Below are 16,280 nucleotides of genomic sequence, written 5' to 3' on the forward strand. Positions count from 1 at the left end.
AAAAGGAGGCATTTTATGGGAAATTATTTGGTATTGCAATCAGATTTTGGACTTAGTGATGGCGCTGTAAGTGCAATGTATGGAGTTGCATATACTGTAAGTGATGATATACGTGTTGAAAACTTAACGCATGATATACCACCGTATGACATTTGGGTAGCGTCATATCGTTTATATCAAACTGTAAAATACTGGCCTAAAGGCACAGTTTTTGTATCAGTGGTAGACCCGGGTGTAGGTAGTGATAGGCGGAGCATTGCTTGCTTAACATTTTCAGGTCATTACATTATTACACCTGATAATGGTTCTTTAAGTCATATTAAACATTACGAAGGTATTAAAAAAGTTATCGAAATTGATGAAGTGAAAAGCCGATTGCCTCATTCGGAAGAAAGTCATACTTTTCATGGTAGAGATGTTTATGCATACAATGGTGCGAGATTAGCTGCAAATAAGATAGCGTTTGAACGTCTCGGTCAGGCAATTAATGTTGATAGTATTGAGGCATTAGAAATAAGAGAAGCGACAAAAAATGAGGATTCTGTTACAGGAAGCATTGATATTTTAGATATCAGATTTGGGTCATTATGGACAAATATTCCATTGGCATTCTTAAAATCCTTGGAAATTGTTCATGGTAATAATTTGGTGGTAACAATTTATCATCAAGATAAGAAAGTCTATCAAAATATTATTAAATTTGCGCGATCGTTTGCAGATGTTAATGTGGGTGAACCTCTTGTGTATGTTAACTCGCTAGTAAATATTGGTGTAGCGGTCAATCAAGACTCATTTTCAGATTTATATCATATTGGTACTGGAAATGATTGGACGATTCATTTATCTAAAGCACCATCAATATAATGAATTTTTTATGTAAGGAGTAATGAAGATGAAAAAACAAGATATTTCAGTTAAAACTGTTGTTGCAATTGGTATAGGAGCAGCGGTATTTGTAATTTTAGGGCGTTTTGTTGTAATACCAACAGGTTTTCCTAATACGAATATAGAAACATCTTATGCATTTTTAGCATTAATATCTGCAATATTTGGGCCTTTTGCTGGTTTAATGACTGGATTAGTTGGACACGCTATTAAAGATTTCACGACATACGGTAGTGCTTGGTGGAGTTGGGTTATTTGTTCAGGAATTATAGGCTGTTTATATGGATGGATTGGCCTAAAATTAAATCTTTCTTCAGGCCGATTTTCTAGGAAATCGATGATTTATTTTAATATCGGTCAAATTATTGCGAATATTATTTGCTGGGCACTTATTGCACCAACATTAGATATTTTGATTTATAACGAACCGGCTAACAAGGTTTATACACAAGGTGTTATCTCTGCAGTATTAAATATTATTTCAGTTGGTATTATTGGGACAATATTATTAAAAGCATATGCTTCATCTCAAATAAAAAAAGGTAGTTTACGTAAAGAATAATCATTTTGTTGAATCAGATATGTAAATGAATGTAGAAAGGTAATGATATATCATGACTGAACCAATTATCTCGTTCAAAGACTTTAGTTTTCAATATCATAGTCAAGCAACACCTACATTACAGAATATAAATGTTGATATTTATCCAGGAGAAAAAGTGCTAGTAGTTGGTGCTTCAGGTAGTGGTAAATCGACTTTTGCAAATTGCATAAACGGATTAATTCCATTTAAAACTAAAGGTAACATAACTGGGGAACTATATATAAATAATCAAGATGCAACCGTTAGTTGTTTACATGATAGATCTAATGTTGTTGGTACAGTTTTACAAGATACAGATGGACAGTTCATAGGCTTAACAGCAGCTGAAGATATGGCCTTTTTATTAGAAAATAATTGTGTTGAACAAGATGATATGAAGAAAAATGTAAGTTATTGGGCTGAAAAAGTTGGCATGATAGAACATTTAAATCACCGACCGCAAGATTTATCTGGAGGTCAAAAACAACGCGTTTCATTAGGTGGTATATTAATCCATCGTACGCCTATTTTAATATTGGATGAGCCACTGGCCAATTTAGATCCTGCGACAGGACATGAAACGCTGAGATTGTTAAACAATATTCATGAAGAAACAAAGTCAACGATGATTATTGTCGAACATCGATTAGAAGAATCATTAGATGATACGTTTGATAGAGTTCTTCTTTTTAAAGATGGAAAAATCATCGCTAATACAACGCCTAGTGATTTGCTAAAATCATCTAAGCTTAAAGAAGCAGGCATACGTGAACCATTATACTGTACAGCGCTTAAATATGCAGAAGTAGATGTCGAATCCATTGATAACTTAGCGAATTTACGTGACGTTTGTATGAGTGAACATGTTAAATTTAAAGTGAAAAAATGGATAGATGAAACATCTGCAAATAATGATAATAAGTACAAATCTGAACCGCTATTAGAATTAAATGAGGTATGTGTTCAATATAGTGACTATAGTAATAGTGTACTTAATAATGTTCAATTAAATGTTTATAGAAGAGAAATGCTTAGTATAGTTGGTCACAATGGTGCCGGCAAATCAACACTTGCTAAAGCAATTTGTGGATTTTTAGATATAACAGGTAATATCCAATTTTGTAATAGGGGATTTAATCAATTGTCAATTAGCGAACGATCTGAATTCGTAGGTTATGTGATGCAAAATCCAAATCATATGATTTCTGAAAAAATGATTTACGATGAAGTAGCATTAGGGTTAAGAGCACGAGGTATGAAAGAATCAGATATAAAGATACGAGTAGAGAATGTGCTCAAAATATGCGGACTTTATGCATTTCGGAATTGGCCAATTGTAGCTTTAAGCTATGGTCAAAAAAAGAGGGTCACTATAGCATCTGTTTTAGTCTTAAATCCGGAAATAATCATATTGGATGAACCGACTGCTGGTCAAGATTTCTATCATTATAATGAGATAATGTCATTTTTAATTGAGCTAAACAGACAGGGGAAGACGATTATTATGATTACGCATGATATGCATTTATTGTCTGAGTATAGTTCAAGAACAATTGTATTATCAAAAGGACAAGTCGTTGCTGATACCACGCCAGTATTGGTATTAAATGATAAAAAAATCTGTGAGATTGCATCATTGAGACAAACATCGCTATTTGAAATGGCCGAATATATAGGGATTAGCGAGCCACAGAAATTAGTACAATTATTTATTAACCATGATAGGAAGGTGAGACGCCAATGAATCAATATAATACTATAGGTTTTCACCCGGGAAATAGTCGTATTCATCAATTAAATGCGACTGTTAAACTTTTATTCTTATTAGTTGTTTCTATTTCTGCAATGGTGACTTATGACACAAGATATTTAATTTTAATTAGTGCTTCATCTATTTTATTGTTCAAATATGCTCATATTGAATGGAAACAAGTTCGCTTTGTTGTTAAATTCATTCTGTTTTTCACAATATTAAATATTATTGCCGTATACATATTTGACCCTGAATATGGTGTGAGGATTTATAATCAGCGTACAGAGTTAGTCAATGGTATTGGTCGATTTACGCTAACATCACAGGAATTATTCTATCTTTTTAATCTAATATTAAAATATATTAGCACAGTTCCTTTAGCGTTAATATTTTTATTCACAACGAATCCGAGTCATTTTGCTGCAAGTTTAAATCAGCTAGGTGTGAATTATAAAATCAGTTACGCAGTCTCACTAGCATTAAGGTATATTCCAGATATTCAAGAAACATATTTTAATATTTCACAAGCGCAACAAGCAAGAGGATATGATAATTCGAAAAAAGCGAAATTTACTAGCCGTGTTAAAGGTATCAAACGCATTGTGTTACCTTTAATATTTTCTAGTATCGAAAGAATTGACACTATTAGTACTGCTATGGAGTTAAGACAATTCGGACAGTATAAAAGGAGAACCTGGTACGTCAAAAAACAATTAAAAAAAGATGATTATGTTGTTTTGTGTTTGACGTTAATACTTCTGATGTTAGTAGTTACATTATTCTTTTTAAATAATAGTCGATATTTCAACCCGTGGCATTAGTATTCATATAAATAGTCTTTAAATAGAAATAGGAGGGAGACATTTAATGATAAATACTGAAAGATTAAATTTAATGATTCCAAGTTCCTCGCATTTAATTGAACTTTATAATATTTGTAGTCATCCACAAGCAAATATATACACTCCCAAAGGTTTACATAATTCCAAATTAGACACACAACGGTGGATTGAAAAATGGCGAAACCATTGGCAACAATATCAATTTGGTTACTTTGTATTGGTAAAAAAAATAGATTGTAGTGTTATTGGTATTTGTGGATATGAATATCGACAATTAAAGCAAGAAACAGTATTAAATTTATTTTATAAATTACATCCAAGTTTTGAAGGACAAGGGTACGCATGTGAGGCTATTACAGCAATCACAAATTTTGTGAATTATATCGATCAAGAAACAGTAAAAGTTATCAGGACAAATAGGTGTAACCAACGTTCAATAAATTTAGCAGAAAGGCTTAAATTCAAGCGAGACAAAGCTATGGACGACATTATCAATCAAGGAGATATAGTGTTTTATAAATAAAACACTATGACATTATCTAAAAAATAAAATTAAAATCCCAACAGTTTCTTAAAAAGTTATGAGCCACATAATAAAAATGTTATAATTGTGCATAATAAAACATAGGGAGAATGTTTAATGCATAAAAAATATTTATTGCTATTTTTTCTGTTATTATCAGTTGCATTGTTATATAGCTGTTCCAAGCAAAATGAGAAAGCTCAAAATAAATCTGTTAATCCAAATGAGTATGCAAAGCATAAATCGAAAATGGATGAACATTGGGAAACATATCACGGCCAAGTTTATCATGTGTTTTATCACCCATTAATTACAGACCCAAAAGTTGCGTTTACAGGAGATACACACCAAGCTAAGGGCAACAATGATTGGATGATTACTGTAAGTGAATTTAAAAAATCATTGAACGAATTATATAAAAATAATTACATCATCGTTAATCCACATGATGTATACGACTTATCATCTCATCATGTAAAAGCCAAAAAAATAAAATTGCCGAAAGGTAAAAAGCCACTAATCATCTCAATTGATGATATGAATTACTATAGTTACATGAGACACCATGGTTATGCTGACCGTTTAGTACTCGATAAAAATAAACATGTTGTATCTGAAACGACAGACAAAAAAGGCCATGCTACTTATTCTGATGACAATGATATCGTGCCAATTTTAAATAAATTTGTAAAAGAGCATCCAGATTTTTCTTTAAATGGTGAAAAGGGTGTTGTTGCTTTAACCGGTTATGAGGGCGTATTAGGTTATCGCACGAATGAATTAACGAGTAAAGATTATACAAAGAATAAAAAGGCAGCTGAGGAAGTTGTTCGCGCAATGAAACGGGATGGATGGTCATTTGCGAGTCATTCATATGGTCACATTAATTTTGAAAAAACATCTTTAGAAGGTATTAAACGTGATACTAAAAGATGGAAAGATGAAGTTGAACCAATTGTAGGTAAAACAGATATGTTTGTATTTCCACATGGCGCACAGGATAGACATACACAAGCGTATGATTATTTGGTAGATGAAGCAGAGTTTAAGTTTATTGCAGGTGTCGGTCCAAACAATTTTACAGATATATCAGCAACGAACGTTTACCAAGATAGGGTTGCGATTGATGGTCTAAACTTATTTGAATTTAAATATAAACTCAAACCGTTTTTTAATCCTGAAAATGTATATAGTAAACAAGATAGACAATTCTTTAAAGGTAATCGGGATTATGAAGAATAGTTAAATTTAATAAAAAGATAGAAAGAAAATAACTTTACATAATAAGGCAAGGACAATATGTGCAAGAAGTACAACTTCAATATAAAAATCTTGGTTAAGCATTTTTATAGGCACAAATGTCTTGCCTTTTTCTTTTGTAAAAATTTAAATACAATACACCAAATTTTCTGAAAAAGGTTGTAATGTATTGCTAAAAATGATAAGTTATTAATCATATTACACTTTAGCGTGGTAGAGAAGTAAAGTGAACAACGAAAATACCAAGTGATTTTAAATACAGTATTAAAAGTAAAGGGTGGTCGAGTGAATAATTCAGAACAATTAATTGCGTTAAAAGAATCGGAAACAGCATTTTTAAAATATTTTAATAAAGCGGATTATGAGTTAGTTGATTTTAGTGTGGTTGAAAAGTTGGACTGGAAACAATTGAACCATGAGGATTTGCAGCAGATGGGTGAGCGAAATTTTTGGCAACATGAGCATCAAATTTATGCACTTCGAAATGATTTTACAGATCAATTATTGCGTTATTACTCAATGTATCCAACTGCAGCAACAAAAGTGGCATACACAGGTTTAATCATTCGGAATAATGAAGCGGCTGTACAAGTTGGTTTGGAAAACTATGCACCATCATTAGCGAATGTACAACAGAGCTTAAAGCTATTTATTCAGTTTATTCAACAGCAGTTGAGAGACAACGTGCATTTTGTTGTATTGGGACATTATCAATTGCTTGATGCCTTACTCGATAAATCGTTACAAACACCAGACATACTATCAATGATTGAGGAACGTAATTTATCGGGACTGGTTACATATTTGTCGACTGAACATCCAATCGTGCAAATCTTGAAAGAGAATACGCAACAACAATTAAATGTATTGGAACACTATATTCCAAATGACCATCCAGCACTCGTTGAATTAAAAATATGGGAACGTTGGTTACATAAACAAGGTTACAAAGACATCCATTTAGATATTACTGCGCAGCCACCTAGATCCTATTACACAGGTTTATTTATTCAATGTCATTTTGCTGAAAATGAATCTCGAGTTTTAACAGGTGGTTATTACAAAGGAAGCATCGAAGGGTTTGGATTAGGATTAACACTTTAAGTAAGGGAGTATGCACAATGTTAAGAATCGCCATAGCCAAAGGACGTCTAATGGATAGTTTAATTAACTATTTAGATGTAATTGAATATACGACATTATCAGAAACATTAAAAAATAGAGAACGCCAATTATTATTAAGTGTAGATAATATTGAATGCATTTTAGAAAAAGGAAGTGACGTGCCAATCTATGTGGAACAAGGAATGGCAGACATAGGCATTGTTGGTAGCGACATATTAGATGAGCGCCAATATAATGTTAATAATTTGTTGAATATGCCTTTTGGAGCATGTCATTTTGCGGTTGCAGCGAAACCTGAAACGACCAATTATCGTAAAATCGCAACGAGTTATGTTCATACTGCTGAAACATATTTTAAATCAAAAGGTATTGATGTCGAATTGATTAAATTGAATGGCTCTGTTGAATTGGCCTGTGTTGTAGATATGGTAGACGGAATTGTCGACATCGTTCAAACAGGTACTACGCTAAAAGCGAACGGACTGGTTGAAAAGCAACATATTAGTGATATCAATGCAAGATTAATAACTAATAAAGCAGCTTATTTTAAAAAATCACAATTAATAGAGCAATTTATTCGCTCTTTGGAGGTGTCTATTGCCAATGCTTAATGCACAACAATTTTTAAATCAATTTTCATTAGAAGCACCATTAGATGAGTCATTGTATCCAATTATTCGCGATATTTGTCAGGAAGTTAAAGTTCATGGAGATAAGGCTTTGAAAATGTATAATCTAACATTCGATCATACGAAAACAGATCATTTAGAAATTAGTCATGAACAAATTAAAGCAGCATTTGACACATTAGATGAAAAAACAAAACAAGCATTACAACAAAGTTATGAAAGAATTAAAGCATATCAAGAAAGTATTAAACAGACGAATCAACAGTTAGAAGAATCAGTGGAGTGTTATGAAATATACCATCCACTAGAAAGTGTCGGTATTTATGTGCCTGGTGGTAAAGCAAGTTATCCTTCAACGGTATTAATGACAGCGACGTTAGCACAAGTAGCAGGTGTGGAAAATATTGTCGTTGTGACACCACCTCAACCTAATGGTGTGTCTCAAGAAGTATTAGCAGCATGCTATATTACGCAAGTTGATCAAGTATTTCAAGTTGGTGGTGCTCAAAGTATTGCTGCGTTAACTTATGGCACAGAAACGATACCTAAAGTTGATAAGGTTGTAGGTCCAGGCAATCAATTTGTTGCATATGCCAAGAAATATTTATTTGGACAAGTAGGTATTGACCAAATAGCTGGACCAACAGAAATAGCACTTATTATTGATGAAACAGCAGATTTAGATGCCATCGTATATGATGTTTTTGCACAAGCAGAACATGATGAATTAGCACGTACATATGCCATTAGTGAAGATGCGCAAGTCCTTAAAGATTTAGAATCACGTATTGCTAAAGCATTGCCTAATGTGGACAGATACGACATTGTTTCTAAAAGTATCGCTAATCAACACTACCTTATCCATGCTAGTAATTTTGATGAAGCATGCCATGTCATGAATACAATCGCGCCTGAACATGCGTCGATTCAAACAGTAAATCCTCAACCATATATTGAAAAAGTGAAATATGTGGGTGCATTGTTTATTGGACATTATTCGCCAGAGGTCATAGGAGATTACGTTGCAGGTCCAAGTCATGTATTACCTACAAATAGAACAGCTAGATTTACCAATGGGTTATCGGTCAATGATTTCTTAACACGGAACACGGTCATCCATTTATCAAAAGATACGTTTGAACAAATTGCTGATTCAGCACAACATATTGCTCATGTTGAAGCATTATACAATCACCAGCAGTCTATTTTAATACGTCAGTCTTAGGGGAGTGTAATTGAAATGATTTATATTGATAAAAATGAAAGTCCAGTTACGCCGTTGGATGAAAAAACAATGACGTCTATTATTAGTGCAACGCCATATAATTTATATCCTGATGCAGCATATGAACAATTCAAGGAAGCTTATGCTAAGTTTTACGGATTATCGCCTGAACAAATTATTGCAGGAAATGGATCTGATGAATTGATTCAAAAGTTAATGCTGATCATGCCAGAAGGTCCGGCATTAACGCTAAATCCTGATTTTTTTATGTATCAAGCATATGCGGCACAAGTAAATCGTGAAATTGCATTTGTAGATGCAGGATCAGATTTAACGTTTGATTTGGAAACCATTTTAACGAAAATCGATGAAGTACAACCATCATTTTTTATTATGAGTAATCCACATAACCCTTCAGGCAAGCAATTTGATACGGCATTTTTAACAGCTATTGCAGATAAGATGAAAGCATTAAACGGATACTTTGTCATTGATGAAGCATATTTAGATTATGGTACGGCATATGACGTGGAACTGGCACCACACATCTTAAGAATGCGTACATTATCAAAGGCGTTTGGAATTGCCGGCTTAAGATTAGGTGTCTTAATTAGTACTGCTGGAACGATAAAGCATATTCAAAAAATAGAACATCCATATCCATTAAATGTATTTACGCTAAATATTGCGACTTATATTTTTAGACATAGAGAAGAGACAAGACAATTTTTAACGATGCAACGACAGTTAGCTGAGCAGTTAAAACAAATATTTGATACACATGTTGCAGATAAAATGTCAGTGTTCCCATCAAATGCTAATTTTGTACTTACTAAAGGCTCAGCAGCGCAACAATTAGGACAATACGTATATGAACAAGGATTTAAACCTCGCTTTTATGATGAGCCGGTGATGAAGGGCTATGTAAGATACTCAATTGCAACAGCATCACAGTTAAAGCAATTAGAAGAAATTGTTAAAGAATGGAGTGCAAAATATGATTTATCAAAAACAACGAAACACAGCTGAAACGCAACTAAATATTTCAATATCTGATGATCAGTCACCATCGCATATTAATACAGGTGTGGGCTTTTTAAATCATATGTTAACCTTGTTTACATTTCATAGCGGTCTGTCATTAAACATTGAGGCACAAGGTGATATTGACGTAGATGATCACCACGTAACTGAAGATATCGGCATTGTCATTGGCCAATTGTTACTTGAAATGATTAAAGATAAAAAGCATTTCGTTCGTTATGGAACGATGTACATTCCAATGGATGAAACATTAGCACGTGTCGTTGTGGATATAAGTGGGCGCCCATACCTATCATTCAATGCATCATTAAGTAAAGAAAAAGTTGGTACGTTTGATACGGAGTTAGTAGAAGAATTTTTTAGAGCGGTCGTAATCAATGCAAGATTAACAACGCATATTGATTTAATTCGTGGAGGTAATACACACCATGAAATTGAAGCTATATTCAAAGCGTTTTCCCGTGCATTAGGCATAGCGCTAACTGCAACTGATGATCAGCGTGTGCCGTCATCGAAAGGTGTGATTGAATGATTGTCATCGTTGATTATGGATTAGGGAATATTAGTAATGTAAAACGCGCTATTGAACATTTGGGGTATGAGGTGGTTGTCTCAAATACCTCAAAAATAATCGATCAAGCAGAAACAATCATATTGCCCGGTGTCGGCCATTTTAAAGATGCGATGTCAGAGATAAAACGATTAAATCTCAATGCAATATTGGCTAAGAATACTGATAAGAAGATGATTGGTATTTGTTTAGGCATGCAATTAATGTATGAGCATAGTGATGAAGGCGATGCATCTGGATTAGGGTTTATCCCAGGAAATATTTCGCGTATCCAAACAGAATACCCAGTGCCGCACTTAGGTTGGAATAATTTAGTGAGTAAGCATCCTATGTTAAATCAAGATGTTTACTTCGTACATTCTTACCAAGCGCCGATGTCAGAAAATGTCATTGCATATGCGCAGTATGGGGCTGATATTCCTGCAATTGTTCAATTTAACAATTATATTGGTATTCAATTCCATCCTGAAAAAAGCGGTACATATGGGTTACAAATTTTGCGTCAGGCAATACAAGGGGGATTTATAAATGATTGAATTATGGCCAGCGATTGATTTGATTGGGTCAACAAGTGTGAGGTTAACAGAGGGTAAATATGATAGTGAAGAAAAAATGTCACGCTCGGCTGAAGAAAGTATTGCTTACTATAGTCAATTTGAATGTGTGAATCGTATTCATATCGTCGACTTGATAGGTGCTAAGGCACAGCATGCCCGAGAGTTTGATTATATTAAGTCATTGAGGAGATTAACAACCAAAGATATTGAAGTAGGTGGTGGCATTCGTACGAAGTCACAAATCATGGACTACTTTGCCGCAGGGATTAATTATTGCATAGTTGGAACGAAAGGCATTCAAGATACTGATTGGCTTAAAGTGATGGCACATACATTTCCAGGTCGTATTTATCTGTCAGTTGATGCTTATGGAGAAGATATTAAAGTGAACGGATGGGAAGAGGACACAGAGTTAAATTTATTTAGTTTTGTGAGACAGTTATCGGATATACCTCTTGGCGGCATTATATATACTGATATTGCTAAAGATGGCAAAATGTCCGGACCTAACTTTGAATTAACTGGTCAATTAGTAAAGGCAACGACGATTCCTGTCATTGCTTCCGGTGGTATTAGACATCAGCAAGATATTCAACGATTAGCGTCGCTAAATGTTCACGCTGCTATTATAGGAAAGGCTGCACATCAAGCATCTTTTTGGGAGGGGCTAAAATGATTAAAAAACGTATCATTCCATGTTTAGATGTCAAAGATGGTCGTGTCGTTAAAGGGATTCAATTTAAAGGATTAAGGGATATTGGGAATCCTGTTGATTTAGCAATGTATTACAATGAAGCGGGTGCTGATGAATTAGTATTTTTAGACATCTCTAAGACGGAAGAGGGTCATAGCTTAATGCTAGAAGTGATTGAACAGACAGCGTCACGCTTGTTTATCCCTCTTACTGTAGGGGGTGGGATTCAAAGTCTCGATGATATTACCCAATTGTTAAATCATGGTGCAGATAAAGTATCATTAAATTCAAGTGCTTTAAAAAATCCACAGCTCATTAAACAAGCGAGTGATAAATTCGGTAGACAATGCATCTGTATAGCAATTGATAGCTATTATGATCCTGAAAGAAAAGCACATTATTGTTGTACGCATGGTGGTAAAAAGATGACAAATATTAAAGTATATGACTGGGTACAGCAAGTAGAACAGTTAGGTGCAGGTGAGCTCCTCGTTACAAGTATGGGACATGATGGTATGAAGCAAGGATTTGATATTGAACACCTAGCAAATATTAAGTCTCTTGTAAATATTCCAATCATTGCTTCTGGTGGTGGTGGCAATGCACAACACTTTGTAGAATTATTTGATCAGACGGATGTTTCTGCAGGTTTAGCTGCAAGTATATTACATGACCGAGAAACGACGGTTCAATCTATTAAAGAAGTGATACGGCAAGGGGGTATAGCAGTAAGATGACCAAATATAAAATTGATTTTAGCAAAGGTTTAGTGCCAGCAATTTTACAAGATAATCAAACAAAACAAGTATTGATGTTGGGCTATATGAATCAAGAAGCTTTTGATAAAACGATAGAAGATGGTGTGGTATGTTTCTATTCGCGGTCGAAACAACGGCTATGGACAAAAGGTGAAACATCTGGTCATACGCAACGTGTTAAAGATATTCATGTAGATTGCGACAATGACACTATTTTAATTGATGTCATACCAAATGGACCAACATGTCATACAGGCAGTCAAAGTTGTTTCAACACAGAAGTTCCATTTTCAGTGCAAACATTAGCGCAGACAGTTCAAGATAGTGCCCAATCCAATAATGAAAAGTCATATACAAAATATTTATTAACAGAAGGTATAGAAAAGATTACAAAAAAATACGGTGAAGAAGCTTTTGAAGTCGTAATTGAAGCAATTAAAGGTGACAAAAAAGCATTTGTAAGTGAAGTAGCAGATGAACTTTATCATTTATTTGTCTTGATGCATGCGCTTGGCGTCGATTTTTCAGAAATTGAGGCGGAATTAGCGCGTAGACATCATAAGCGCAATAACTTTAAAGGTGAACGACAAAATATCGAACAGTGGTAAAGCAAGTATGGACTAAGATATAAGGAAAAGGATCATGGCTTATACACTTACAAATATTGTGGAAAACGTGACATTTTCAAGTTTAAAATACGACACCAACATATTTTAACTATGAATGCTGTGATGGTACTAAAGTTGCGAACTCGTTATAGATAAGTAGTGGATAATCACAATACGAAATCAAAAATAATTATAAAAAGTAAATTGAGCAACTCAGGAATAGATGTCACTGTTAAAGATGTTGAAAAGTATATGAATCGATATAATGAAGTTATGAAGGGAAAAAATGGCGAAAAAGCTAAAGAGAATTTAGTAACCTTTAATATCATAGTTGTCTTTACATTCTTTGTATTTATACTGTAAATAAAAATATATCTAGCCTGAAATAGAAATGTCATAGCCTATTTAAAAGACAATCTCCATTAGAACTAAGATGTGCATCCCGAAAGTTAGACTAAAAAACTAACTTTATGGGATGTATTTTTATGCTAATCATCATAAATTCGAGATTAAGTTAAAGGTAGTTCAAGAGTAATTAAACAATAAATTAAAAATAGTAGGATACTTACTTTGAGGGAAGAAAATTAACTGTATATATTTAGTTTAGGAACAAGTATTACGGTTTATCCTGATACAATTATTGTGGATGGGATGATATTTTTAGGTTTAAAATACGACACCAGCAAACATTATAACTGTGATAGCTCATAAATCACCCCATACAGCTAATCTAAAAAAATAATACATCATTGGAATCAAGCCCCAAGCATGTAAATATTAAAAATCACAAAAGATATATGTAAAAAAGTTACAATTTGCATAATTAAATTGTGTCTAATTATTGACTAATTAAATTTTGCCAAATATAATATTAATTAATAATTTGAAATGATTAGCGTATACACTTTAAATTCTCTTTGGAGAATATATTTTTTAAATACAAATGTAAACGCTTTCTCGTCAAATTAAACAATAGAAAGGATGGTCATTATGAGTGCTTGGTTAAGTAAATTATTTGAGTTTATTCCTCGAATAATTATCAATTTGTTTATCTAAAATAAAAAAATAGAGGTGCTGACAATGATGAAAAGTCAAAATAAGTATAGTATTCGTAAATTTAGTGTAGGTGCATCTTCCATTTTAATAGCTACATTACTATTTTTAAGTGGTGGACAAGCACAAGCAGCTGAGAAGCAAGTGAATATGGGAAATTCACAGGAGGATACAGTTACAGCACAATCTATTGGGGATCAACAAACTAGGGAAAATGCTAATTATCAACGTGAAAACGGTGTTGACGAACAGCAACATACTGAAAATTTAACTAAGAACTTGCATAATGATAAAACAATATCAGAAGAAAATCATCGTAAAACAGATGATTTGAATAAAGATCAACTAAAGGATGATAAAAAATCATCGCTTAATAATAAAAATATTCAACGTGATACAACAAAAAATAACAATGCTAATCCTAGCGATGTAAATCAAGGGTTAGAACAGGCTATTAATGATGGCAAACAAAGTAAAGTGACGTCACAGCAACAGTCAAAAGAGGCAGATAATAGTCAAGATTCAAACGCTAATAACAATCTACCTTCACAAAGTTTAACAAAGGAAGCACCATCATTAAATAAGTCAGATCAAACAAGTCAACGAGAAATTGTTAATGAGACAGAAATAGAGAAAGTACAACCACAACAAAATAATCAAGCGAATGATAAAATTACTAACTACAATTTTAAAAATGAACAAGAAGTGAAACCTCAAAAAGACGAAAAAACACTATCAGTTTCAGATTTAAAAAACAATCAAAAATCACCAGTAGAACCAACAAAGGAAAATGACAAGAAAAATGGATTAAATTTATTAAAAAGTAGTGCAGTAGCAACGTTACCAAACAAAGGGACAAAGGAACTTACTGCAAAAGCGAAAGATGATCAAACGAATAAAGTTGCCAAACAAGGGCAGTATAAAAATCAGGATCCTATCGTTTTAGTGCATGGTTTCAATGGGTTTACAGATGATATTAATCCTTCAGTGTTAGCTCATTATTGGGGCGGTAATAAAATGAACATTCGCCAAGATTTAGAAGAAAATGGTTACAAAGCTTATGAAGCAAGTATAAGTGCTTTTGGAAGTAACTATGACCGCGCAGTTGAACTTTATTATTATATCAAAGGCGGTCGTGTAGATTATGGTGCAGCACATGCAGCAAAATATGGACATGAACGTTATGGAAAAACATACGAAGGAATTTACAAAGACTGGAAACCAGGACAGAAGGTACACCTAGTTGGACATAGTATGGGCGGTCAAACGATACGTCAACTAGAAGAATTACTGCGTAATGGTAATCGTGAAGAAATAGAGTATCAAAAGAAACATGGTGGCGAAATTTCTCCACTATTCAAAGGTAATCATGACAATATGATTTCATCAATTACTACTTTAGGAACACCACATAATGGTACACACGCATCAGATTTAGCTGGTAATGAAGCTTTAGTGAGACAAATCGTATTTGATATCGGTAAAATGTTTGGTAATAAAAATTCAAGAGTAGACTTCGGGTTGGCTCAATGGGGTCTAAAACAGAAGCCAAATGAATCATATATTGATTATGTCAAACGCGTTAAACAATCTAATTTATGGAAATCAAAAGATAATGGATTTTACGATCTGACGCGTGAGGGTGCAACAGATTTAAATCGTAAAACGTCGTTGAACCCTAACATTGTGTATAAAACATACACTGGTGAAGCAACGCACAAAGCATTAAATAGCGATAGACAAAAAGCAGACTTAAATATGTTTTTCCCATTTGTGATTACTGGTAACTTAATCGGTAAAGCAACTGAAAAAGAATGGCGAGAAAACGATGGTTTAGTATCCGTTATTTCTTCTCAACATCCATTTAATCAAGCTTATACAAATGCGACGGATAAAATTCAAAAAGGCATTTGGCAAGTGACGCCTACAAAACATGATTGGGATCATGTTGACTTTGTAGGACAAGACAGTTCTGATACAGTGCGCACAAGAGAAGAATTACAAGATTTTTGGCATCATTTAGCAGACGATTTAGTGAAAACTGAAAAGGTGACTGATACTAAGCAAGCATAATTTATAAAGTAAAGGGAGGTATATACAATGACAGCAGACTTCTTTCAATTAATCGGATCATTATTTAGAATTCTAAAAGAATTATTCAAGTAATATC

The 16,280-nt window shown here is 33.6% G+C and carries 15 protein-coding genes and 1 pseudogene; all 16 read left to right on the forward strand.

Annotated features, from left to right (window positions below; translation table 11 throughout):
- The first annotated feature begins 15 nt into the window (after positions 1–15).
- The 16 genes and pseudogenes from JQN76_RS03875 to lip1 all read left to right on the forward strand — a co-directional run bounded on the left by JQN76_RS03875 (position 16) and on the right by lip1 (position 16,183).
- Complete coding sequence (locus JQN76_RS03875; protein WP_000528921.1) at positions 16–864, forward strand: SAM hydrolase/SAM-dependent halogenase family protein; 849 nt, start codon at positions 16–18, stop codon at positions 862–864.
- A 28-nt stretch (positions 865–892) separates the two neighbouring features.
- Complete coding sequence (locus JQN76_RS03880; protein WP_000743714.1) at positions 893–1,447, forward strand: ECF-type riboflavin transporter substrate-binding protein; 555 nt, start codon at positions 893–895, stop codon at positions 1,445–1,447.
- Between the two features lie 52 nt (positions 1,448–1,499).
- Entirely contained in the window at positions 1,500–3,212 is a 1,713-nt protein-coding gene (locus tag JQN76_RS03885) for an ABC transporter ATP-binding protein (RefSeq protein ID WP_000138656.1), read from the forward strand.
- Positions 3,209–4,042 carry an energy-coupling factor transporter transmembrane component T family protein gene (locus JQN76_RS03890; protein WP_001077824.1) on the forward strand — a complete coding sequence of 278 codons (834 nt, stop codon included), beginning with the start codon at positions 3,209–3,211 and terminating at the stop codon, positions 4,040–4,042. Before JQN76_RS03885 ends, JQN76_RS03890 begins: the two co-directional genes overlap by 4 nt.
- A gap of 46 nt (positions 4,043–4,088) precedes the next feature.
- Positions 4,089–4,586: a GNAT family N-acetyltransferase gene (locus tag JQN76_RS03895; RefSeq protein WP_001836606.1), complete on the forward strand. Its 498-nt coding sequence runs from the start codon at positions 4,089–4,091 to the stop codon at positions 4,584–4,586.
- A gap of 117 nt (positions 4,587–4,703) precedes the next feature.
- Entirely contained in the window at positions 4,704–5,828 is a 1,125-nt protein-coding gene (locus JQN76_RS03900) for a polysaccharide deacetylase family protein (RefSeq protein ID WP_000549222.1), read from the forward strand.
- A 303-nt stretch (positions 5,829–6,131) separates the two neighbouring features.
- Positions 6,132–6,950 (forward strand): ATP phosphoribosyltransferase regulatory subunit, encoded by an 819-nt coding sequence (locus JQN76_RS03905; RefSeq protein WP_001065590.1) that lies wholly within the window; start codon positions 6,132–6,134, stop codon positions 6,948–6,950.
- A gap of 17 nt (positions 6,951–6,967) precedes the next feature.
- Positions 6,968–7,582, forward strand: coding sequence for an ATP phosphoribosyltransferase (gene hisG / locus JQN76_RS03910; protein ID WP_001836604.1), 615 nt, complete (start codon positions 6,968–6,970; stop codon positions 7,580–7,582).
- Positions 7,575–8,825 (forward strand): histidinol dehydrogenase, encoded by a 1,251-nt coding sequence (gene hisD / locus JQN76_RS03915; protein ID WP_001836605.1) that lies wholly within the window; start codon positions 7,575–7,577, stop codon positions 8,823–8,825. The genes hisG and hisD overlap by 8 nt, the downstream gene beginning before the upstream one ends.
- A gap of 15 nt (positions 8,826–8,840) precedes the next feature.
- Entirely contained in the window at positions 8,841–9,854 is a 1,014-nt protein-coding gene (locus JQN76_RS03920) for a pyridoxal phosphate-dependent aminotransferase (protein ID WP_000639183.1), read from the forward strand.
- The gene (gene hisB, locus JQN76_RS03925; RefSeq protein ID WP_000640266.1) at positions 9,823–10,401 is read left to right on the forward strand and encodes an imidazoleglycerol-phosphate dehydratase HisB; all 579 of its coding nucleotides are present in this window, start codon (positions 9,823–9,825) and stop codon (positions 10,399–10,401) included. Before JQN76_RS03920 ends, hisB begins: the two co-directional genes overlap by 32 nt.
- Positions 10,398–10,976: an imidazole glycerol phosphate synthase subunit HisH gene (hisH, locus tag JQN76_RS03930; protein WP_000635623.1), complete on the forward strand. Its 579-nt coding sequence runs from the start codon at positions 10,398–10,400 to the stop codon at positions 10,974–10,976. The genes hisB and hisH overlap by 4 nt, the downstream gene beginning before the upstream one ends.
- Complete coding sequence (gene hisA, locus JQN76_RS03935) at positions 10,969–11,673, forward strand: 1-(5-phosphoribosyl)-5-((5-phosphoribosylamino)methylideneamino)imidazole-4-carboxamide isomerase (RefSeq protein WP_000571737.1); 705 nt, start codon at positions 10,969–10,971, stop codon at positions 11,671–11,673. The genes hisH and hisA overlap by 8 nt, the downstream gene beginning before the upstream one ends.
- Positions 11,670–13,057 (forward strand): annotated as a pseudogene (gene hisF, locus JQN76_RS14185) (imidazole glycerol phosphate synthase subunit HisF). The gene hisA and the pseudogene hisF overlap by 4 nt, the downstream one beginning before the upstream one ends.
- Positions 13,058–13,216: 159 nt before the next feature.
- The gene (locus JQN76_RS03950; protein WP_049872615.1) at positions 13,217–13,420 is read left to right on the forward strand and encodes a hypothetical protein; all 204 of its coding nucleotides are present in this window, start codon (positions 13,217–13,219) and stop codon (positions 13,418–13,420) included.
- Between the two features lie 720 nt (positions 13,421–14,140).
- Positions 14,141–16,183 carry a YSIRK domain-containing triacylglycerol lipase Lip1 gene (gene lip1 / locus JQN76_RS03955; RefSeq protein ID WP_072433551.1) on the forward strand — a complete coding sequence of 681 codons (2,043 nt, stop codon included), beginning with the start codon at positions 14,141–14,143 and terminating at the stop codon, positions 16,181–16,183.
- Positions 16,184–16,280: the final 97 nt, after the last annotated feature.

Source organism: Staphylococcus sp. SM3655 (assembly GCF_016917315.1).
Classification (GTDB): Bacteria; Bacillota; Bacilli; order Staphylococcales; family Staphylococcaceae; genus Staphylococcus; species Staphylococcus aureus.